Annotated in this window: 17 protein-coding genes and 3 tRNA genes; 12 read left to right on the top strand and 8 right to left on the bottom strand. The window is 72.7% G+C overall.

The features are described from left to right. Positions 1-5 precede the first annotated feature (5 nt). The 3 genes from Pdca_RS26445 to Pdca_RS26435 all read right to left on the bottom strand — a co-directional run bounded on the left by Pdca_RS26445 (position 6) and on the right by Pdca_RS26435 (position 3,600). A complete protein-coding gene (locus Pdca_RS26445) occupies positions 6-989 on the bottom strand; it encodes an aldo/keto reductase (protein ID WP_085910872.1) in 984 nt (327 codons plus the stop codon). A 7-nt stretch (positions 990-996) separates the two neighbouring features. Continuing rightward, on the bottom strand, positions 997-2,838 hold the full coding sequence (gene ilvD / locus Pdca_RS26440; protein WP_085910873.1) for a dihydroxy-acid dehydratase: 1,842 nt from the start codon (positions 2,836-2,838) through the stop codon (positions 997-999). A 243-nt stretch (positions 2,839-3,081) separates the two neighbouring features. Then, positions 3,082-3,600: a PH domain-containing protein gene (locus Pdca_RS26435; RefSeq protein ID WP_158092040.1), complete on the bottom strand. Its 519-nt coding sequence runs from the start codon at positions 3,598-3,600 to the stop codon at positions 3,082-3,084. Between the two features lie 421 nt (positions 3,601-4,021). On the opposite strand from Pdca_RS26435, the gene Pdca_RS26430 reads away from it, so the two are divergent. From Pdca_RS26430 to Pdca_RS26410, 5 genes are all read left to right on the top strand, one after another. Beyond that, positions 4,022-5,860 (top strand): acetolactate synthase large subunit, encoded by a 1,839-nt coding sequence (locus Pdca_RS26430; RefSeq protein ID WP_232021730.1) that lies wholly within the window; start codon positions 4,022-4,024, stop codon positions 5,858-5,860. After that, positions 5,857-6,366, top strand: a complete 510-nt coding sequence (ilvN, locus tag Pdca_RS26425; RefSeq protein WP_085910876.1) for an acetolactate synthase small subunit — start codon at positions 5,857-5,859, stop codon at positions 6,364-6,366. Before Pdca_RS26430 ends, ilvN begins: the two co-directional genes overlap by 4 nt. Positions 6,367-6,411: 45 nt before the next feature. Next, positions 6,412-7,416, top strand: coding sequence for a ketol-acid reductoisomerase (gene ilvC, locus Pdca_RS26420; protein WP_085910877.1), 1,005 nt, complete (start codon positions 6,412-6,414; stop codon positions 7,414-7,416). 298 nt (positions 7,417-7,714) lie between these two features. Continuing rightward, positions 7,715-9,325, top strand: a complete 1,611-nt coding sequence (gene serA, locus Pdca_RS26415) for a phosphoglycerate dehydrogenase (RefSeq protein WP_085910878.1) — start codon at positions 7,715-7,717, stop codon at positions 9,323-9,325. Positions 9,326-9,415: 90 nt separating this feature from the next. Next, the gene (locus tag Pdca_RS26410; RefSeq protein WP_085910879.1) at positions 9,416-9,703 is read left to right on the top strand and encodes a hypothetical protein; all 288 of its coding nucleotides are present in this window, start codon (positions 9,416-9,418) and stop codon (positions 9,701-9,703) included. 15 nt (positions 9,704-9,718) lie between these two features. On the opposite strand, the gene Pdca_RS26405 is transcribed toward Pdca_RS26410, so the two are convergent. From Pdca_RS26405 to Pdca_RS26395, 3 genes are read right to left on the bottom strand one after another with little or no spacing between them, the layout of a single operon-like run. After that, complete coding sequence (locus Pdca_RS26405; protein ID WP_085910880.1) at positions 9,719-10,735, bottom strand: LLM class flavin-dependent oxidoreductase; 1,017 nt, start codon at positions 10,733-10,735, stop codon at positions 9,719-9,721. A gap of 16 nt (positions 10,736-10,751) precedes the next feature. Beyond that, positions 10,752-11,354, bottom strand: a complete 603-nt coding sequence (locus Pdca_RS26400; protein ID WP_085910996.1) for a response regulator transcription factor — start codon at positions 11,352-11,354, stop codon at positions 10,752-10,754. A 14-nt stretch (positions 11,355-11,368) separates the two neighbouring features. After that, positions 11,369-12,598: a sensor histidine kinase gene (locus Pdca_RS26395; protein ID WP_125911577.1), complete on the bottom strand. Its 1,230-nt coding sequence runs from the start codon at positions 12,596-12,598 to the stop codon at positions 11,369-11,371. 215 nt (positions 12,599-12,813) lie between these two features. Here Pdca_RS26395 and Pdca_RS26390 point away from each other — a divergent pair, with 215 nt between their 5' ends. The 3 genes from Pdca_RS26390 to Pdca_RS26380 all read left to right on the top strand — a co-directional run bounded on the left by Pdca_RS26390 (position 12,814) and on the right by Pdca_RS26380 (position 15,827). Then, entirely contained in the window at positions 12,814-13,764 is a 951-nt protein-coding gene (locus Pdca_RS26390; RefSeq protein ID WP_232021209.1) for an ABC transporter ATP-binding protein, read from the top strand. Then, a complete protein-coding gene (locus tag Pdca_RS26385; RefSeq protein ID WP_085910883.1) occupies positions 13,761-14,525 on the top strand; it encodes an ABC transporter permease in 765 nt (254 codons plus the stop codon). Before Pdca_RS26390 ends, Pdca_RS26385 begins: the two co-directional genes overlap by 4 nt. A gap of 261 nt (positions 14,526-14,786) precedes the next feature. Further along, a complete protein-coding gene (locus tag Pdca_RS26380; protein WP_085910884.1) occupies positions 14,787-15,827 on the top strand; it encodes a 3-isopropylmalate dehydrogenase in 1,041 nt (346 codons plus the stop codon). 43 nt (positions 15,828-15,870) lie between these two features. Here Pdca_RS26380 and Pdca_RS26375 read toward each other — a convergent pair whose 3' ends face one another. After that, the gene (locus Pdca_RS26375; RefSeq protein WP_085910885.1) at positions 15,871-16,179 is read right to left on the bottom strand and encodes an EthD family reductase; all 309 of its coding nucleotides are present in this window, start codon (positions 16,177-16,179) and stop codon (positions 15,871-15,873) included. A gap of 199 nt (positions 16,180-16,378) precedes the next feature. On the opposite strand from Pdca_RS26375, the gene gltX reads away from it, so the two are divergent. From gltX to Pdca_RS26355, 4 genes are all read left to right on the top strand, one after another. Next, positions 16,379-17,863 (top strand): glutamate--tRNA ligase, encoded by a 1,485-nt coding sequence (gene gltX / locus Pdca_RS26370; RefSeq protein ID WP_085910886.1) that lies wholly within the window; start codon positions 16,379-16,381, stop codon positions 17,861-17,863. A 53-nt stretch (positions 17,864-17,916) separates the two neighbouring features. Continuing rightward, positions 17,917-17,988: transfer RNA gene (locus Pdca_RS26365), tRNA-Gln, on the top strand. A gap of 68 nt (positions 17,989-18,056) precedes the next feature. Next, positions 18,057-18,132, top strand: a tRNA-Glu gene (locus tag Pdca_RS26360). 72 nt (positions 18,133-18,204) lie between these two features. Continuing rightward, positions 18,205-18,277: transfer RNA gene (locus Pdca_RS26355), tRNA-Glu, on the top strand. 315 nt (positions 18,278-18,592) lie between these two features. On the opposite strand, the gene Pdca_RS37640 is transcribed toward Pdca_RS26355, so the two are convergent. Then, positions 18,593-20,392 carry an Hsp70 family protein gene (locus Pdca_RS37640; protein WP_085910887.1) on the bottom strand — a complete coding sequence of 600 codons (1,800 nt, stop codon included), beginning with the start codon at positions 20,390-20,392 and terminating at the stop codon, positions 18,593-18,595. Positions 20,393-20,428: the final 36 nt, after the last annotated feature.

Genomic DNA, 20,428 nt, shown 5'->3' with positions numbered 1-20,428 from the left:
CCGGGTCAGCGCCCCACGGTGCGCTGCAGGTGCGCCGGATAACGCTCGCCGGCCACCGCGGCAGCCGGTGCGGCGGCCTCGATCTCCGCGAGCTCGTCGGCGGTGAGCTCCAGCAACGCGGCGGCGACGTTCTCCTCCAGGTAGCGGCGCCGCTTGGTGCCCGGGATCGGGACGACGTGCTCGCCACGGGCCTGCACCCAGGCCAGCGCGAGCTGTCCGGCCGTGATCCCGCGGCGCTCGGCGATCGCCCGCAGCGCGTCGACGATCGCGAGGTTCGCGGCCAGGTTCTCCTCGGAGAACCGCGGAATCCCGCGCCGCATGTCACCCTCGCCGAGCTGCCCGGCCGAGGTGATCGCGCCGGTCAGGAACCCGCGCCCGAGCGGGGAGAACGGCACGATCCCCACACCCAGCTCCGCGCACGCCGGGGCGACCGCGTCCTCGATGCCACGGGTCCACAGCGACCACTCGGACTGCACCGCGACCGGTGGGTGCACGGCGTGCGCGCGGCGCAGGGTCTCCGCGCTGCACTCGGACAATCCGTAGTGCCGGATCTTTCCCGCGTCGATCAGCTCGACGAGTGCGCCCACGGTCTCCTCGACCGGGACGTCCGGGTCGATCCGGTGCTGGTAGTAGAGATCCACGTGATCGACGCCGAGGCGGCGCAGCGACTCGTCGATGCAGCTGTGCACGTACGCCCGGTCACCCTGCGCGCCCTGGTTGCCGGCGGCGTCGCGGACGATCCCGAACTTCGTCGCCAGCACCACCCGGTCCCGGCGGTCCGCGATCGCCCGTCCGACGAGCTCCTCGTTGGCGCCGTCGCCGTAGACGTTCGCGGTGTCGAGCAGGGTGACGCCGAGTTCGAGCGCACGGTGGATCGTCGCGATCGACTCGGCGTCGTCACCGGCGCCGTAGCTCTGACTCATGCCCATGCAGCCGAGGCCCTGCGCGGAGACCGTGAGCGACCCGAGCGAGCGGGTACCGGTGCTCATCCCGGGCTCAGGGGATCCGGCGGACGGCGCCGGTGTCGGCGCTGGTCGCCATGTGGGCGTAGGCGCGCAGCGCCTTCGACACCGTGCGCTGCCGGTCCTTCGGCTGCCAGGGCCGCTCGGAGGCCTCCATCTTGGCCCGCCGGTCGGCGAGCACCTCGGCGTCGACCAGCAGCTCCAGCGAACGGGCCCGCACGTCGAGCCGGACCCGGTCGCCGTTCTCCACCAGCCCGATCGTCCCGCCGGCGGCGGCCTCGGGGGAGATGTGCCCGACCGAGATGCCGGACGAGCCGCCGGAGAACCGGCCGTCGGTGATCAGTGCGCAGGTCTTGCCCAGGCCGGCGCCCTTGAGGAACGCGGTGGGGTGCAGCATCTCCTGCATCCCCGGCCCGCCGGACGGGCCCTCGTAGCGGATCACCAGCACGTCACCGGGCTTGATGTCCTTGCGCAGGATCGCCGAGACGGCGTCCTCCTGGCTCTCCAGGACCACGGCCGGGCCCTCGAACTGCCAGATGTCCTCCGGGATCCCGGCGGTCTTGATCACCGCTCCGTCGAGCGCCAGGTTGCCGCGCAGCACCGCGAGTCCGCCGTCTGCGGAGTAGGCGTGCTCGAGGTCCCTGATGCAGCCGCCTGCGGCATCGGTGTCCAGCGAGGACCAGCGGTTCTCGGTGGAGAACGCCTGCGTGGTCCGGACCCCGCCCGGCGCCGCGTGGTACAGCTCGACCGCCGTCTCCGACGGTGCGGACGACCGGATGTCCCACTCGGTGAGCCACTGCTCCATCGTGGGGGAGTGCACGGTGTGCACGCCGGTGTTGAGCAGCCCGGCCCGCCACAGCTCGCCCAGCAGGGCCGGGATGCCACCGGCCCGGTGCACGTCCTCCATGTGGTAATCCGAGTTCGGGGCGACCTTGCTCAGGCAGGGCACCCGCCGCGAGACCGCGTCGATGGCCTCGAGATCGAAGTCGATCTCGCCCTCCTGGGCGGCGGCCAGGATGTGCAGGACGGTGTTCGTCGAACCGCCCATCGCGACATCGAGCGCCATCGCGTTCTCGAACGCCTCGCGGGTCGCGATGTTGCGCGGTAGTGCCGACGCGTCGTCGTCGCGGTACCAGCGGGTGGCCAGGTCCATCACGGTGCGCCCGGCGTTCAGGAACAGCTCGCGGCGCGCGGCGTGCGTGGCGAGGGTGGATCCGTTGCCCGGCAGCGACAGCCCGAGCGCCTCGGTCAGGCAGTTCATCGAGTTCGCGGTGAACATGCCCGAGCACGACCCGCAGGTCGGGCAGGCCGAGCGCTCGACCTCGGCCAGCCCGGCCTCGTCGACCTCGGACGACGCCGACGCGGCGATCGCGGTGATCAGGTCGGTCGGTGCCTGCGCGACTCCGCCGACGACGACGGCCTTGCCGGCCTCCATCGGACCACCGGAGACGAAGACCGTCGGGATGTTGAGCCGCATCGCGGCGTTCAGCATCCCCGGGGTGATCTTGTCGCAGTTCGAGATGCAGACCAGTGCGTCGGCCGCGTGGCCGTTGACCATGTACTCGACCGCGTCGGCGATGATCTCGCGGCTGGGCAGCGAGTAGAGCATCCCGCCGTGGCCCATGGCGATGCCGTCGTCGACGGCGATCGTGTTGAACTCCTTGGAGACCCCGCCCGCCTCGGTGATCGCGCTCGCGACCAGGTCGCCCATGTCCTTGAGGTGCACGTGACCGGGCACGAACTGGGTGTAGGAGTTGGCGATCGCGACGATCGGCTTGCCGAAGTCGTCGTCGCCCATGCCGGTGGCGCGCCAGAGCGAGCGCGCTCCGGCGGCGTTGCGGCCGTGGGTGGTGACGCGGGAGCGCAGGGCGGGCATGTCGTGGATCTCCAGACGTGTTCTGGATGGTGCGGGCGGCCGGGTGGGCGCGCGCGTCTGAGGTGGTGGGGCGCGCACCCGGCCCGGGGCGGCGCGAGCGGGCGGGGCGGATCGACGCCCGAGGGTCCGTACGTGCCGTTCACCCCAACGGTACGCGCAGGGGCGGGCGCGCGGGCGGGCCGGGGAGAGCCTCCGCCGCCCGGGCGATCGCGTGCGGAGCGCCCCGAGCTGCCGGAACCGCCCTCAGCTCTCGCCGACCGGGTCGGCGAACCGCCCGCCCGAGGCCGTCGACAACGCGGGCAGGTCGCGCACGTGCACCGCGGGCAGGGCCAGCTCGTCGTCGTCGGACAGCACCGCGCTGACCGACGACCGCTTGCCCAGGCGCAGCCCGCGCACGTCGTCCCAGGCGACCGTCCGCGAGCCGGTGACGGTCCGCACGGCCACCGTCGACGGGTCCACCGTCGTGCGGACCCGCAGCACCCACGCCGTGACCGCGATCGGGACCAGCAGGAACAGCCAGAAGTACGGCACGCTGAAGAACAGCGGCAGCCCGCCGACCGTGGCGAACAGCGCCACCACGATGGTCAGCCGGGACGGCTTGAACACCAGCGTGCGCGTTCCCTCCCGGACCTGGCGGCCCTCGTCGCGGACCCGGGGGGTGTAGGCGACGCCGACGTCCACCTGCTGGACGGGCTCCGCCGCGCGGGTCGGCTCCTGCGCCGAGGTGGTCTCGGCGGCCTCGCGGTCGTCGGTGCTGCTCACGGCCCCAGTGTGACACCGCTGGACGGACGGCCCGGGGCCCCGCTCGGACGGGGCCGTTTGACGCCGCTCGTGGGACACGTGCTAGCGTCGAGTCATGTTCGCCGTTCGAATTCTCGTACTTCCCGGGCGCGTCGCCGCCTGAGTTCGACTCCTTCGAACGGCACGACGACGCGCTCACCCTCGCAGGAGCCCGGACCTCCGGGCTGCGGGGGTTTTTTCATGTCCGGCATCTGATCGACAACGATCTCCAGCGAGGCAGACCCAGATGACCACCGCCCACTCCAAGTCCGGCGCGTCCGGCCCGAAGCCGGGCCCGCCGCCGGGCCGGTCCACCGTGCCGCGCACCGAGCCGACATCCCGCAGCTACGGCTCGGGGACCCCGGACACCACGGTGCCCGGCCCGCGGATCGTCGACGAGCCCATGACCGGCGCCAAGTCCCTGGTGCGGTCGCTCGAGGAGATCGGCTGCGAGGTGGTCTTCGGTCTTCCGGGCGGGACGATCCTCCCGGCCTACGATCCGTTGCTCGACTCGACGCGGGTGCGCCACATCCTGGTCCGGCACGAGCAGGGTGCCGGGCACGCCGCGACCGGCTACGCGCAGGCCACCGGCAAGGTCGGGGTCTGCATGGCGACGTCCGGTCCGGGGGCCACGAACCTGGTCACCCCGATCGCGGACGCCCACATGGACTCGGTGCCGCTGGTGGCGATCACGGGTCAGCAGACCCGGCCGCTGATCGGCACCGACGCCTTCCAGGAGGCCGACATCACCGGCATCACCCTGCCGGTGACCAAGCACAACATGCTGGTGACCGACGCGACGGAGATCCCGCGCGCGATCGCCGAGGCCTTCCACCTGGCGTCCACCGGCCGGCCCGGTCCGGTCCTGGTGGACATCCCGAAGGACGTGCTGCAGGAGCAGACCACGTTCTCCTGGCCCCCGGAGCTGGCACTGCCCGGCTACCGGCCGACGACCCGGCCGCACGGCAAACAGATCCGCGAGGCCGCCCGGCTCATCCGTGAGTCCCGTAAGCCGGTGCTCTATGTCGGCGGCGGCGTGCTCAAGGCGGAGGCGTCGGCGGAGCTGAAGGAGCTGGCGGAGCTGACCGGCGCACCGGTCGTCACCACCCTGATGGCCCGCGGCGTCTTCCCGGACAGCCACCCGCAGCACCTGGGCATGCCGGGCATGCACGGGACCGTTGCCGCGGTCGCGTCGATGCAGCGCTCGGACCTGCTGGTCGCACTCGGGGCCCGGTTCGACGACCGGGTCACCGGCAAGCTGGAGAGCTTCGCGCCGGATGCGAAGATCGTGCACGCCGACATCGACCCGGCCGAGATCTCCAAGAACCGACGGGCCGACGTGCCCATCGTCGGGGACTGCAAGGAGGTCCTGACCGAGCTGATCGAGGCGGTGCGGGCTGATCGCGCCCAGCACGGCGAGCCAGACCTGAGTGCCTGGTGGAAGCAGGTGGGCGGGCTGCGCGACCGGTACCCGCTCGGCTGGACCGAGCCGGCCGACGGTGCGCTGTCGCCGGAGTACGTGATCGAGCGGATCGGCGCCATCGCCGGACCGGACGCGATCTACACCGCAGGCGTCGGCCAGCACCAGATGTGGGCCGCCCAGTTCGTCCGCTACGAGAAGCCGCGGACCTGGCTGAACTCCGGTGGGCTCGGGACCATGGGCTACGCGGTCCCGGCCGCGATGGGCGCCAAGGTCGGCGAGCCGGACACCGTCGTGTGGTGCATCGACGGCGACGGCTGCTTCCAGATGACCAACCAGGAGCTCGCCACCTGCGCCATCGAGGGCATCCCGATCAAGGTCGCCGTGATCAACAACGGCAACCTGGGCATGGTCCGCCAGTGGCAGAACCTGTTCTACGGCGAGCGTTACTCGAACACCGACCTCAACACCCACAAGCTGCGCATCCCGGACTTCCCGATGCTCGCGCAGGCGATGGGCTGCGAGGGGCTGCGGGTCGAGTCGAAGGAAGACGTCGACCGGGTCATCCACCAGGCCATGGAGATCAACGACCGGCCGGTCGTGGTCGAGTTCGTGGTCGGTGCCGACGCCCAGGTCTGGCCGATGGTCGCCGCGGGCACCAGCAACGACGAGATCAAGGTCGCCCGCGACATCCGGCCCGAGTTCGAGCACGACGAACTCGCGGCGTCGGTCGACGAGGTCGCCGACGTGACCTCGCGCAGCGCAGGCGGAGCGAGCATCGACACCGAGAAGGCGCTGTCCGAAGCGGGGAACGACCAGTGAGCGAGCTGCACACCCTCTCCGTCCTCGTCGAGGACAAGCCCGGTGTCCTGGCCAGGGTCTCCGGTCTCTTCTCCCGCCGCGGCTTCAACATCAACTCCCTCGCCGTCGGCCCGACCGAGCACCCGGACATCTCCCGGATGACGATCGTGGTCGAGGTCGACGAGCTCCCGATGGAGCAGGTCACCAAGCAGCTGAACAAGCTCGTGCACGTGATCAAGATCGTCGAGCTGGAGCCGGACGCCTCGGTCCAGCGCGAGCTGCTGCTGGTCAAGGTCCGGGCCGACGCCACCGTGCGCAGCCAGGTGCTGGAGACCGTGCAGCTGTTCCGGGCCAAGGTCGTCGACGTGTCCCCGGAGGCCGTCACGGTCGAGGCCACCGGCACCGCCGACAAGCTCGGCGCGCTGCTCCGGATGCTGGAGCCCTACGGAATCCGCGAGATGGTCAAGTCCGGGATGGTCGCGGTGGGCCGCGGCCCCCGCTCCATCACCGCGGCCCCCGTCCGCTAGACAGACCTCGCCACACACACCCCCGAGAGGAACCGTCCCAGAGTCATGAGTGTCAACATCTACTACGACGCAGACGCCGACCTGTCGATCATTCAGGGCCGGAAGGTCGCCGTGATCGGCTACGGCTCCCAGGGACACGCCCACTCGCTGTCCCTGCGTGACTCCGGGGTCGAGGTGAAGATCGGTCTGCCGGAGGGCTCGAAGTCCCGGCAGAAGGCCGCCGACGAGGGCCTCGAGGTCGGCACCCCCGCCGAGGTGTCCGCCTGGGCCGACCTGATCATGGTTCTGGCGCCGGACACCAAGCAGCGCTCCATCTACACCCAGGACATCGAGCCGAACCTGAACGACGGCGACGCGCTGTTCTTCGGGCACGGCTTCAACATCCGCTACGAGCTGATCAAGCCCCCGGCGGGCGTCGACGTCGCGATGGTCGCCCCGAAGGGCCCCGGCCACCTCGTCCGCCGCCAGTTCGTCGACGGCAAGGGCGTTCCCGCCCTGATCGCCGTCGAGCAGGACCCGACGGGCAACGCCAAGGCGCTCGCGCTCTCCTACGCGGCCGGGATCGGCGGCGCCCGCGCGGGCGTCATCGAGACCACCTTCAAGGAGGAGACCGAGACCGACCTGTTCGGTGAGCAGGCCGTCCTCTGCGGCGGTGCCGCCGCGCTGGTCCAGACCGGCTTCGAGGTGCTGACCGAGGCGGGCTACGCCCCGGAGATCGCCTACTTCGAGTGCCTGCACGAGCTCAAGCTGATCGTCGACCTCATGTACGAGGGCGGCATCGCCAACGAGCGCTTCTCCATCTCCGACACCGCCGAGTACGGCGACCTCACCCGCGGCCCGCGGGTGATCACGCCCGAGGTGAAGAAGAACATGGAGGCGATCCTCAAGGAGGTCCAGGACGGGACCTTCGCGCGGGAGTGGGTGGCCGAGGACGAGAACGGCCGTCCGAACTTCACCAAGCTGCAGCAGCAGGGCACCGAGCACCCGATCGAGCAGGTCGGCGAGAAGCTGCGCGGCCTGATGAGCTGGGTCGGCGAGAAGGCCAAGTGAGCGAAGCCTGCCGAACGAACCTCCGCGTGATCCACCGCTGGAGCGCTCCGGCAGGATGAGAGCCCGCGGACCGTACGGTCCGCGCCCGCCTGGGGCCCGGGCGCACCCACTCGGGATCAGGCATGCGGAACCCCCGCCCGTCACCATCGGGCGGGGGTTCCGTCCATTTCGGCCGCGGCCCGGAGTGGATCACCGGTACGACCCCGCTCACGTAGTTCCGCCGGGCGGGCCCACCCGCCCCTAGGATGGGTCGCGGCCAGGCACCGTACGACCCGACCCGGGGGAGCACCTTCACACCGTGAGCACCGTCGCCACCCAGAACCGTCCCGTCGTCCTGCTCGCCGAGAAGCTCGCGCCGTCCGCGGTCGAGCTGCTGGGAACCGACGTCGAGATCCGCCACGTCGACGGCACCGACCGCCCGGCGTTGCTGAAGGAGATCGCCGACGCCGACGCGCTGCTGGTCCGCTCCGCGACCCAGGTGGATGCCGAGGTGCTCGCCGCCTCGACGCGGTTGAAGGTCGTCGCCCGGGCCGGGGTCGGCCTGGACAACGTCGACGTCCCGGCGGCGACGGCGCGCGGCGTCCTCGTCGTGAACGCGCCGACCTCGAACATCGTCTCGGCCGCCGAGCACGCGGTGGCGCTGCTGCTGGCCACGGCCCGGCACATCCCGGCTGCCGACGCCGCGCTGCGCAAGGGGCAGTGGAAGCGGTCCGCCTACGGCGGCGTCGAGCTGAACGGCAAGGTCGCCGGCATCGTCGGGCTCGGCAAGATCGGCCAGCTGGTCGCGCAGCGGCTGGCCGCGTTCGGCACCCGGCTGGTCGCCTACGACCCCTACATCGCACCGTCGCGGGCCGCCCAGCTCGGCATCGAGCTGCTGGAGCTCGACGAGCTGCTCCGCACCGCGGACATGATCTCGATCCACCTGCCGAAGACCCCGGAGACCCAGGGCCTGATCGGCAAGGACCAGCTCGCGATCACCAAGCCCGGGGTGATCGTGGTGAACGCCGCCCGCGGCGGCCTGGTCGACGAGGACGCGCTCGCCGAGGCGGTCCGGTCCGGTCACGTCGGGGGGGCCGGGGTCGACGTCTACATCAGCGAGCCGACCACCTCCAGCCCGCTGTTCGAGCTGGAGAACGTCGTCGCCACCCCGCACCTGGGTGCCTCCACCGCCGAGGCACAGGACCGCGCCGGCACCGACGTCGCACGCTCGGTGCAGCTCGCGCTGGCCGGCGAGTTCGTGCCGGACGCGGTGAACGTGCAGGTCCACGGCACCGTCGGCGAGGAGGTCCGGCCGTGGCTGCCGCTGGTGCAGAAGCTGGGCACCACGCTGCACGCCGTCGCCGGGCGGACCCCGACCTCGGTCACCGTCGACGTCGCGGGCGAGTTGGCCGGTGACGAGGTCTCGGTGCTGGCGCTGGCCGCGCTGCGCGGGGTGTTCACACACGTCGTGGAGGACCAGGTCACGTTCGTCAACGTGCCGCAGCTGGCCGAGGACCGCGGTGTCTCGGTCGAGGTGACCACCACCCCGGAGAGCGCGAACCACCGCTCGGTGGTGCAGCTGCGCGGCGCCATGCCCGACGGTGAGTCGATCACCGTCTCCGGCACGCTGACCGGGCGGGCCGAGGTGCAGAAGCTGGTCGAGATCAACGGGCGGCACTTCGACCTGCGCGCCGAGGGCGAGGTCGTGCTGCTGGAGTACGCCGACCGGCCCGGGGTGATGGGCCGGGTCGGCTCGCTGCTCGGGGAGGCCGCGGTGAACATCGAGGCCGCCCAGATCTCGCAGACCACCGAGGGCACCGACGCGGTCATGCTGCTGCGGGTCGACCGGCACATCGACCCGGCGGTGCTGGAGCCGATCGGTGCCTCCGTCGGGGCCCGCACGATCCGGCTGATCTCCTTCGACGGCTGATCTCCGTCGACCGCGCCGCCGAACGGCGGTGCGGTCCGCGCCGCGGTGTGGGATCGTGTTCGCCCGCGCACGGGGATGGGGGGATGCGCGATGTGGCTGCTGAGGACGTTGCTGCTGTCCGCGACGGGGGTCGTGGTGGCGTTGATGTTGATGTTCGTGATCGCGTTCGTGACCGGGATCTCGATGGCGGTGCCGGGCGTGGTCGCCGTCGAGTCGGTGGTCACCGGGCCGCCGTCGGCCAGCATGACGCTCGGGCCGGGGCTCGTCCCGGTCGTCGCCGGGCTGGCCGTGCTGATCGAGGTCCCGGGGCGGCTGCGCGCGCGCCGGGCGCTGGTGGCGCAGCGGAGCGCCCCGGAACCGTGCGGGGCGGGGCGGTAGCACCCGCCCGCCCGCTCAGGTCCCCGCTGTCCAGCCCAGTGCCGGGCCCAGCTTCGTCGCCATGTCGGTGAGGATCTGCAGGTAGTCCTCCGGCGGGAAGCCGAACGGCAGCGCGAAGACGACCTCGTCCACCTCCCGGAACGCGGCGTGCGCGTACAGCGCCGTGGCGATCTCGTCCGAGGTCCCGATCAGGTCCTTGGCGAACAGCAGGCCCGCCGGGCCCTGCGGGATCCCGACCCGCACATCGCGGGCCCCGGCGTACTCGGTGTAGCGGGCGCGCTGCTCGGCCGTCGCGGAGTCGGTCGGCACCACCACGAGGCCCTGCGAGACGCGGCCCGCCGGGTGCGCGGCGCGGTAGGCGAGGATCTGCTGCCGCTGGATCGTCGCGAAGTCGGTCTCGCCGGACTCGGGGGCGCGGACGACGCTGCTGGTCAGCAGGTTCAGACCCTGCTCACCGGCCCAGGTCGCGGAGCTGTCGCTCGCCGCGCCGTACCACATCCGGTCGATCAGGCCTGGGGAGTGCGGCTGCACCCGCTCGGAGAACGTCTCGATCCCGACCGTCCCGGAGAACGAGCTCGCCTGCTCGCCGCGGACGAACCGCAGCAGCCGTGAGACCCGATCGCGTCCGAAGTCCTCCCGGTCCGCGGTGTCCGGGTACAGCGCGTCCCGCACGTGCTCCCACTGCATCGGCGGGCCGACGCTGATGCCGGGCTGGAGCCGGCCGCCGGAGAGTACGTCCACGGTCGCCAGGTCCTCGGCGAGCCGTAGCGGGTTCTCCCAGCCCAGCGGGATGACCGCGGTGCCGAGCTCGATCCGCGACGTCCGCTGGGTCGCCGCGGCGAGCACCGCGACCGGCGAGGAGATCCCGTGCTGCAGGTGCCGGTGCCGGACGAACGCGCTGTCGAACCCCAGCTGCTCGCCCAGCGCGATCACTTCGAGCGTGGCCTCGTGGCCGGGACCCGGGTCGTCGGCGTCGAAGGAACCGATCGTGAGGAAACCGAGCCGGCGCAACGGCTCCGCGGAGGTGGGCACATCGGTGCCAACGCGGTCAGATCCAGCCCTCTTCCCAGGCTCGCCGGGCGGCTTCGTGCCGGGTCCGCGCGTCGAGTGTGGTCATCGCCGCGGACAGGTAGTTGCGGACGGTGCCCTGCGCCAGATGCAGTTCACCGGCGATGTCGGCGACCGTGCCGCCGGACCGGGCGGCGCGCAGCACGTCCAGCTCGCGGGCGGTCAGCGGGCAGTCGGCCTCGGTCAGCGCCATCGCCGCGATGTCCGGGTCCACGAAGCGCCGCCCGGCGTGCACCCGGCGGACGACGTCGGCGACCTGCTGGACGGGCGTCGACTTGGGCAGGAACCCGGACGCGCCGGCGGCCAGCGCCCGGCGCAGCACACCCGGCCTGGCGTGCCGGGTGACCACGATCGTCCTGGTGGGTGAGCCGGTGAGCTTCTCGCACACACCCACCCCGTCGAGCACCGGCATCTCCAGGTCGAGCAGCGCGACGTCCGGTCGTTCCCGGGTCGCGGCGTCCACCGCGGTGCCGCCGTCGGCGCACTCGGCGACCACCCGGATGTCGTCCTCCAGGTCGAGCAGGGCGACCAGCGCGGTGCGGGTCATCTCCTCGTCGTCGGCCACGAGCAGCCGGATCGGCATCCGGTCCGCAGTGCTCACGCGTCCACCCCTGCTGTGTCGTCGGTCCGCTCGCCGGCCTGCTTGCCGGCCCGGTCGTCGGGGAGGTCCTCCGAGCCGCTGAGCAGCACCACCCGCAGCCGGAACCCGCCGTCGCCGTCCGGCCCGGCCTCGACGTTGCCACCCCGCTTGCGGATCCGGTCGCGGACCCCGGCCAGGCCGGTGCCGCCGTGCGGGTCGGTGATCCCCGGCCCGTCCGGGACGCCGTCGTTGCGCACGTCCAGCTCGGTGCGGTCGCCGGCCCGCCGGACGGTGAAGCTCACCCGGGACGGGTCGCTGTGCCGGAGCACATTGGTCGCGGCCTCCCGGACCACCGGCCCGAGCAGGACGGCGTGCACCGCGGGGACCGTGGACGCGTCCCCGACCACCTCGGCGTCGGCACCGGCGGCGCGCAGCAGGCCCGCCGCGTTGCGCAGCTCACCCGGCAGGTCGGCGTCGCGGTAGCCGCGGACCAGCGCACGGGTCTCGGCGAGCGCGTCGGCGGCCAGGGTGCGGACGGTGCGGGCGTGTCGCGCGGCCGCCTCCGGATCGGTGCCGACGAGCCGCTCGGTGAGCTCGGCGTGCATGGCGATCGCGTGCAGCGAGTGCCCCTGCACGTCGTGCAGCTCGGCCGCGATCCGGACCCGTTCCCGGGTGGTCGCCAGCTCGTCGGCCACCCGCCGGGCCTCCTCCAGCCGGTCCAGCACCCGCATCAGCCAGACCTGGCCCAGGTCGGCCGCAGCCGGGAAGGCGAGGAACAGCGCGGCGAGCACCGGGCGCAGCCAGGACGACGCGAACTGCGGGAGACCGATCACCGTCGCCACCACCACCGCGACGACCAGCACCCCGGCGACGACCAGATCGGCGCGCCGCCAGCCGCGGACCACCAGCAGCACCGACAGCGCGACCCCGGGCACCAGGAACCACAGCCCGACGGCCTGCGGCGCCTCGCGCGCCACCAGCAGCAGGCCGCCGAGACCGGCGAGCAGCGCGGCGGCGGCGATCGCCTGACGTGCCGGCGTGGGCGGTGGGCCCTCGGCCCGGACGAGTGCCAGATGCGAGCCCGTCACCGCGATGATCACGAGCAGCAGCACCAGCGACGGCAGGCTCGCGACGGGATGTGGCCAGGTGGCGTCGAGAAGGATCAGCGCAGGCATGCCGGTGAACAGCACCGCCGTCCCGATGAGGCCGGAGTGCAGATAGGCGCGCGCGGCCCGGAGCCCACCCACCGACCCGGTGCCGCTCCCGCCCACAGCTCGTCTGACAGATGTCATCCCACGCCCCCGCCGAACCCATGCCCGCCCGTGCGGTTCCGACCCTACTGACCCCCTCCCCGGGGCGGAGATCCTCGACGGGCAGCACAGGACCGGGGGAGGACCACGATGCAGACACCGATCGACACGCACCGGCTCGGGCCGGCCGCAGGCGACGTGGAGGTGCCCCGGTGAGGGGTCGGGGCACCCCCGGCGAGCCGGTGATCGAGGTGCACGACCTCGGTTTCCGCTACGGCGGGACCGTCGCGGTCGACGGCGTCGACCTGGTCGTGCACGCCGGAGAGGTCTTCGGGCTGCTGGGGACCAACGGCGCGGGCAAGACGACGACGCTGGAGCTGGTCCAGGGGTTCCGCAGGCCCGGCACCGGCACGGTCCGGCTGTTCGGGCTCGACCCGGTCACGGCGGGGCGTGCCGTCCGCCGCCGGACCGGCGCCGTCCTGCAGCAGGCCGGGTTCCTGGCCGAGCTGACCGTCGCCGAGACCGTCCGGATGACGGCCGCGCTCTCCAGCCGCACCGACGACGTCGACGACTGCATCTCCCGGGTCGATCTCGCCCACCGGCGGGACGTGGCCGTCGGGAAACTCTCCGGTGGTGAGCGGCGCCGGCTCGACATCGCCACCGCCACCTGGGGCGGACCCGAACTGGTGATCATGGACGAGCCCACCACCGGTCTGGACCCGGAGTCGCGCCGGGTGCTGTGGTCGATGGTCCGGCGGATGCGTGCCGGCGGCGCCGCGGTCGTCCTGACCACGCACTACCTGGAGGAGGTGGAGGCGCTCGCCGACCGGCTGGCGATCATGCACGCCGGCCGGGTCGCCGTCGCCGGGACGCTGGAGGCGGTGCTGGCCAGCCGGCCCGCCGCCGTCACCGCCGAGCTGGACCCGGGGGTGCCGCCGCCGCGGATGCCGGGCCTGAGCACCGCGCCGGCCGGGCAGGGCCGCACCACGCTGCGGCTGGAGGCCGAGGACCTGACCCGCGCGACGTACACGCTGACCGGCTGGGCGCTGGAGGCCGGAGTCCGGCTGCACCGGCTGCGCGCCACCGAGGCCGGATTGGACGAGGTGTTCCGCGCCGTCAGCGGCGGGATCGACGTGGCCGACCCGATGGGGGCGGCCCGATGAGCGCGCCGACGCGGCAGCGCGGCGGCCGGTGGTGGCGGCTGGCCGCGGTGGAGGCGCGGATGCTGTTGCGCCGCCGCACCGTGCTGCTGAGCCTGCTCGCGGGGCCGCTGATGATGGTGTTCTTCGCGGTCGTGGTGGCGCCCGAGGGACCGGAGGGCTGGGGGATGCTCGCCGGCATCGCCGGGCTGGTCGGGATGCTGCTCTCGGTCTACACGACCGCAGCGACGGTGTTCACGATGCGCCGCGAGTCGGGTGCGCTGTCCCGGCTGCGGACCACCGAGCTGACCGGGCCGGGGATCGTCGCGGCGACCGGAACACCGCTGTTCGTGGTGGGTGCGCTGCAGACGCTGCTGGTGCTCGGGGTGTTCATCGCACTCGGAGCCCCGCCGCCGGCGCAACCGCTGCTGCTGGTGGCCCCGCTGGTGCTCGGTGGCGCGTTCTGCGTGGTGGTCGGGGCGCTGACCAGCACGTTCAGCTCCGGTGCCGAGAGCGTCCAGTTCACGGTGCTACCGCTGGTGATCAGCACATCGGTCGCGGCGAACCTGCTGGCCACCGGGGTCGACGGGCCGCTGCGCGGGGCCCTGCTGCTGGTCCCCGGCACCCCGGTCGCCGATCTGCTCGTGACCGCCTGGACCGGGGTGCCCGGCGCGGCCGTCGGTGGCATCTCCTCGACCGTCCTCGGCCCGGTGCTGCTGCTGGGGTGGATCGTGGTCGCGGTGCTCGGCGCCGCCGCACGCTGGCGGTGGACCTCGCGCGGATGACCGCTGTGCGGGCCGGCCGGGGACGCCGGTCGCGAGTCACCCGAACGGGCGGACCGGGGCGGCCCCGGCCCGGCCCGCGGAGGTCCTGTGATGGGGTGCGCGGACCACCGGAACGGCCGTGCGCCACCCCGTGTGGGTTTCCGCCGAACGCGAACGGCGCACGGTTCACTCTCCGGGGCACCCTCCACCGGGTGGCCAGGCGATGACCCTGCGTCGGCAGGCGGTAGCGTGCGGCCAGCAGTACTACGAGAGGACGAGGTCATGCGCCTTGCGGTCATCCCCGGTGACGGCATCGGCCCGGAAGTGATCAACGAGGCACTCAAGGTCCTCGGCGAGGTCGCCCGCGATGTGGAGACGGTGGAGTACGACCTCGGCGCGGCGCGCTGGCACTCCACCGGCGAGCTGCTCCCGGAGACCGTGCTGACCGAGATCAAACAGCACGACGCGATCCTGCTGGGTGCGGTCGGTGATCCGTCGGTGCCGAGCGGGATCCTGGAACGCGGCCTGTTGCTGCGGCTGCGCTTCGAGCTGGACCATCACGTGAACCTCCGCCCGGCCCGGCTCTACCCGGGCGTGCGCGGACCGCTGTCGGGCAACGCCGAGATCGACATGGTGGTCGTCCGGGAGGGGACCGAGGGCCCGTACGTGGGCACCGGTGGGCTGCTCCGCAAGGACACCCCGCACGAGATCGCGACCGAGGTCAGCCAGAACACCGCGTTCGGCATCGAGCGGGTCGTGCGGGACGCGTTCGCGCGCGCCCAGCGCCGCCCGCGCAAGCACCTGACGCTGGTGCACAAGACCAACGTGCTCACCTACGCGGGTGCGCTCTGGTCGCGGATCGTGGAGGAGGTGTCGCTGGAGTACCCGGAGGTCTCGGTCGCCTACCAGCACATCGACTCGACCACGATCCACATGGTCACCGATCCCGGCCGCTACGACGTGATCGTCACCGACAACCTGTTCGGCGACATCCTCACCGACCTCGCGGCCGCCGTGACCGGTGGCATCGGGCTGGCCGCCAGCGGCAACCTCGACGCCAGCCGCACCAACCCGTCGATGTTCGAGCCGGTGCACGGCTCGGCGCCGGACATCGCCGGGCAGGGTATCGCCGACCCGACAGCCGCGGTGCTGTCGGTGGCGCTGCTGCTCGACCACCTCGGCCACGGTGACTCGGCGCGCCGGATCGAGGCCGCGGTCGCGTTCGACCTGGCCACCCGGGATCACTCGGCGACCGGCAACACGTCGTCGATCGGGGACCGGCTCGCCGCGCTGGTGTCCAGCCGCGAGGTCACGGCGAACTGATCGCGGGGCCGGCCGCCGGGAACCCCCGGCGGCCGCCCGCGGATCACACCTGGTCGGACGGACCGGTCAGCAGGGTCACCCCGGCGCCGGCGAAGTTCTCCAGGTCGGCGACGGCGGCCTGGCCCTCCTCGCTGCCCATCCCGGCCTGGAACGCCGCGGCGTCGGCGAACTCGAGGATGGCGACCAGGTGGTAGGCCGGCTGCGCGCCGTCCGGCCCGGGTGCCGGGCGGGAGACCACGAAGCGCTGCAGGCCCGGGAGCTTCTTCGCCAGCGGTGCGTGCACCCCGTCGTAGTGCCGGTCGAACGCGGCCGGGTCCTCGGGGTGGTTGTAGAGGGCGGTCAACTGGAACACGGGTCGGTCCCTTCGCTTGCGGTGCGGCGGCGCCTCGCTGCGCGCGCCACCGTCGACCCTGCTCCATCGGCGGCCCTCGCACCACCACCGGTTCGGCAGGTCGCCGGTTGCCGGGATCCGGGCGTGCGTCGCACCGGGCACCGTGAGCTGCGACGGGGGCCGGAGTCGCCGCGGACGGCGGGACTACCCTGAGCCCACCATGAGTACTCCAGCCCAGGTCCGGGTGCGGTTCTCGCCGTCCCCGACCGGTATCCCGCACGTCGGACTCATCCGAACCGCCCTGTTCAACTGGGCGCACGCCCGCCATCACGGCGGCACCCTGGTCTTCCGGATCGAGGACACCGATGCCAGCCGGGACTCCGCCGAGTCCTACGAGGCACTCCTCGACGCGCTGAACTGGCTCGGTCTCGACTGGGACGAAGGAGTCGAGAAGGGCGGCCCGCACGGGCCGTACCGGCAGAGCGAGCGCGCCGAGATCTACGCCGACGCGCTGCGCAGGCTGATCGAGGGCGGCGAGGTCTACGAGTCGTTCTCCTCGGGGGAGGAGATCGAGGCACGGCACCGGGCCGCGGGACGCGACCCGAAGCTGGGCTACGACAACGCCGACCGGGACCTCACCGACGAGCAGAAGGCCGCCTTCCGCGCCGACGGCCGTTCCCCGGTCTACCGGCTCCGGATGCCCGACTCGGACATCACCTTCACCGATCTCGTCCGCGGCGAGATCACCTTCCGGGCCGGCCAGGTGCCCGACTTCGTGCTCGCCCGCGGCGACGGCACCCCGCTGTACCCGTTGACCAACCCGGTCGACGACGCGCTGATGGAGATCACCCACGTGCTGCGCGGCGAGGACCTGCTCGCCTCGACGCCGCGCCAGATCGCGCTGCTGCAGGCGCTGCAGCGGGTCGGGATCGGCAGCGGCCCGTTCGTCTACGCGCACCTGCCGCTGGTGACCGGCGAGGGCAACCGCAAGCTCTCGAAGCGCGATCCCGAGTCCAACCTGTTCCACCACCGGGACCGCGGTTTCGTGCCGGAGGGGCTGCTCAACTACCTGGCCCTGCTCGGCTGGTCGATCGCCGACGACCGGGACGTCTTCAGCCTGCAGGAGATGGTCGAGGCCTTCGACGTCTCCCGGGTGTCCGGCAACGCCGCCCGGTTCGACGTGAAGAAGGCCGAGGCGATCAACGCCGCGCACCTGCGGCTGCTCGCCCCGGACGACTTCGCCGCCCGGGTGGTGCCCTATCTCGCCGCGGAGGGCATCGAGCTCACCGCGGACCAGCAGGGCCTGCTGGCCGCGGCCGCGCCGCTGGTGCAGGAGCGCAGCCAGGTGCTGTCCGACGCGGCCCGGATGCTCGCGTTCCTGTTCCGCGACGAGGAGAGCTTCGCCCCGGATGCGGACGCCGCCGGGAAGAACCTGAACGCCGAGGCCGTCCCGGTGCTCGACGCCGCCGTGGCAGGTCTGACGGCGCTCCCGGAGTGGACCGCGGCAGCCATCGAGGAGTCGCTCAAGAGCTCGCTGGTGGACGGGCTGGGGCTCAAGCCCCGTAAGGCGTTCGCCCCGGTGCGGGTCGCGATCAGCGGCCGGACGGTGTCGCCGCCGCTCTACGAGAGCATGGAGCTGCTGGGCCGTGAGCGGTCGCTGGCCCGCCTGGGGGCCGGTGTCCGGCACTCTCAGGGCATGGGTTAGAGTACTTGCAGCACGGAGATCGGGGCCCGGTCGAAATGGGCCCCGATTTTCGATGGGGTATGGTGTAATTGGCAGCACGACTGATTCTGGTTCAGTTAGTCTAGGTTCGAGTCCTGGTACCCCAGCGGAAATCGTCTCCTGGTTCATCCAGTTCCAGGTTCTCAGGTTTCTGACATCGGCATCGTCTCGTCTCGGCCCCGTCGTCTAGCGGCCTAGGACGCCGCCCTCTCAAGGCGGTAGCGCGGGTTCGAATCCCGTCGGGGCTACCACGCGAGATGCCTGTCGCGTCCGGTTCACGGTTCGTCCGTGGTCCGGTTCCAGAGATGAATATCGATGTTCCTGGTCCCGTCGTCTAGTGGCCTAGGACGCCGCCCTCTCAAGGCGGTAGCGCGGGTTCGAATCCCGTCGGGACTACGCACGAAAGGCCCCTGCTCCATCCGGAGCGGGGGCTTTCTGCTGTGCTGCGACCGGGTACGGCGAGTGTGTGACGACGGAGCCTCCGCGCGGGCAGCGGGATCCGCGCGCCGGGGGAGGGAGCTCGCGCGTCAGGGCGTGGGCGGGCGACGTCGCGTGGCCGGGGTGGCTGCGTGGGTGTGATGAGCTCTCGCGGGACAGAGAGCGCTCGAACTCCTGTCGGGCCCGCAACGTGGGGCGGGCGGTCGTGGTTCGTCCCGCGGGGTCCCATCGTCCGTTGGCGGAGGCGTTGCGGGCGGTGCCGGCCGGTTACCGCTACGGGGGCGGCGGGGCCACGTCGCTTGTCGTCGAAGGCGTCGACGTCTCCGTCTCGGTGGGTTGTGGGTCCTCGCTCGGTTCCGTGCTCGGCGGATCGTCCGGCGTCGTCACCGGCGGGGGCGGCGGCGGGGGAGGCGGCGCGTCCTCCGACGTCGTGCGCACGGTCGTCCGCTCCCGGGTCGGCTCCGGGTTCTGCTGCGGCGGCGGGGGCGGCGGGGGCTCCTCGCTGGGCGGCGGCGGTGCCTCACTGGTCGTCGGCAACGCGGGCAGCTCCGGCGTCGCGTTGCTGATCGTACGGTCCTGTGGCCAGAAGAACACCGCGCTCAGCACCGCGAGCGCCGCCACCACCCCGCCGGCCCCGATGAGCACCGCGGGCGAGCGCCGCGCCGAACCGGCCGGCGGGGAGACGGTGGTGCCGTCGTCGTAGCCGTAGCTCGCGGTGGCCGGCTCGTCGCCCGGGTACCCGCCGTAGGCCGGCGGCACGACCGGGATCCGGTCGGTCGGCGGATCGGCGTTCGCTCCGTCCAGGTAGGCGGTCTGGCCGGGAGGCAGCTGGGTGGTCGGCGGTGCACCGGCCGGGAGCCGGCCGGTGGCCGGGTCCTCGCCCTCCCACGGCAGCGGGCCGGGATCGTCGGCCAGCGCGGCACCGCCGGCGGTGGCGAACCCGCTGCCGGTGAGCCCCGCTCCGGCGGAGGCCGCCGGGGTCGCGGTGGCCGGGTCGACCGGACCGAGCGCCAGCACGGCGCCCTTCGCGATCGCGTTCTTCGGGTCGGCATCCACCTGCACCGGCCGTCCGAGCTCGGACGACACCAGCTGCGCCACCAGCGGCACCCGGGACGAGCCACCCACCAGCAGCACGACCGACGGGCCGGATGCGGCGAGCCCGGCGGACTCGATCGCCCGCTGCAGCGCCTCCACCGACTCGGCGAGCCGCGGCCGGACGCGCTCCTCGAAGTCGCTGCGGTGCAGCCGCACGGTCGTCCGGACCTCGCCCAGCCAGACCGGGATCGAGACCTCGGTGTCGGCGGACAGCGCCTCCTTGGCCTCACGGCAGTCGCGCCGCAGCCGGGCCATCTGCGACCAGCTGTCCGGATCGGCCTCGTCGAGCGCCTCGAACGCCTGCGGCACGGCCTCCCGGACGTGGTCGACGACGGCCTGGTCGAAGTCCGCCCCGCCCAGCTGCTCGACACCCTCCGGCCGGCCGAGCAGGGTGAACAGCGTTCCGCCGATCACGGTGCCGCCGGTGTCGGTGGTCCCGGCCGTCTCCTTGCGGACGACGGCGGCGTCGAACGTCCCGCCGCCCAAGTCGTAGACGGCGACGGTTGCGCCGCCCTCCACGCGCTCGTTGGCGGCGTAGTGCAGGGCGGCCGACTGCGGTTCGCTGAGGAAGGTGACGGCCAGACCGCGCTCGGCGAGCGCCCCGGCGAACAGCTCCCGCTTGTGCCCGCCCCAGGACGCCGGGTGGGCGACCGCGATCCGGTCCGGCGGACCGCCCTCGATCCGGGACACGATGTCGACGATGTGCGCGGCCAGCAGCGCGGACAGCTGCTCGGCGGTGAAGGCGTGCTCGCCGAGTGGGATCGGGGTCGGGTCGCCGATGCGGCGCTTGAACTCGCGCGCGACCCGGTCGGGCTCGGTCAGTGCGCGACGCTCGGCGGCGTCGCCGAACAGCAGTGCGCCGTCCGGCGCGCAGTGCACCACGGACGGAATGTCGACCGAGTGGTCGCCGAGCGTGACCATCTCCGGGCCGGAGCTCCCGGAACGGATGACCGCGGCCGCCGTCCTGGTCGTGCCCACGTCGACACCCAGGAGGTAGCCCGCCGATTTGCTGGT

Origin of the sequence: Pseudonocardia autotrophica (genome assembly GCF_003945385.1) — a bacterium.
Classification (GTDB): domain Bacteria; phylum Actinomycetota; class Actinomycetes; order Mycobacteriales; family Pseudonocardiaceae; genus Pseudonocardia; species Pseudonocardia autotrophica.
This window is presented reverse-complemented; position numbering and strand designations above follow the sequence as displayed.

Excerpts from the sequence above, each read along its gene's own strand:
- Pdca_RS26380 (WP_085910884.1), top strand. The coding sequence starts at position 14,787 with ATGCGCCTTGCGGTCATCCCCGGTGACGGCATCGGCCCGGAAGTGATC.
- Pdca_RS26445 (WP_085910872.1), bottom strand. The coding sequence starts at position 989 with ATGAGCACCGGTACCCGCTCGCTCGGGTCGCTCACGGTCTCCGCGCAG.
- Pdca_RS26430 (WP_232021730.1), top strand. The coding sequence starts at position 4,022 with ATGACCGGCGCCAAGTCCCTGGTGCGGTCGCTCGAGGAGATCGGCTGC.
- Pdca_RS26385 (WP_085910883.1), top strand. The coding sequence starts at position 13,761 with ATGAGCGCGCCGACGCGGCAGCGCGGCGGCCGGTGGTGGCGGCTGGCC.
- ilvC (WP_085910877.1), top strand. The coding sequence starts at position 6,412 with ATGAGTGTCAACATCTACTACGACGCAGACGCCGACCTGTCGATCATT.
- Pdca_RS26410 (WP_085910879.1), top strand. The coding sequence starts at position 9,416 with ATGTGGCTGCTGAGGACGTTGCTGCTGTCCGCGACGGGGGTCGTGGTG.
- Pdca_RS26400 (WP_085910996.1), bottom strand. The coding sequence starts at position 11,354 with ATGCCGATCCGGCTGCTCGTGGCCGACGACGAGGAGATGACCCGCACC.
- gltX (WP_085910886.1), top strand. The coding sequence starts at position 16,379 with ATGAGTACTCCAGCCCAGGTCCGGGTGCGGTTCTCGCCGTCCCCGACC.
- ilvD (WP_085910873.1), bottom strand. The coding sequence starts at position 2,838 with ATGCCCGCCCTGCGCTCCCGCGTCACCACCCACGGCCGCAACGCCGCC.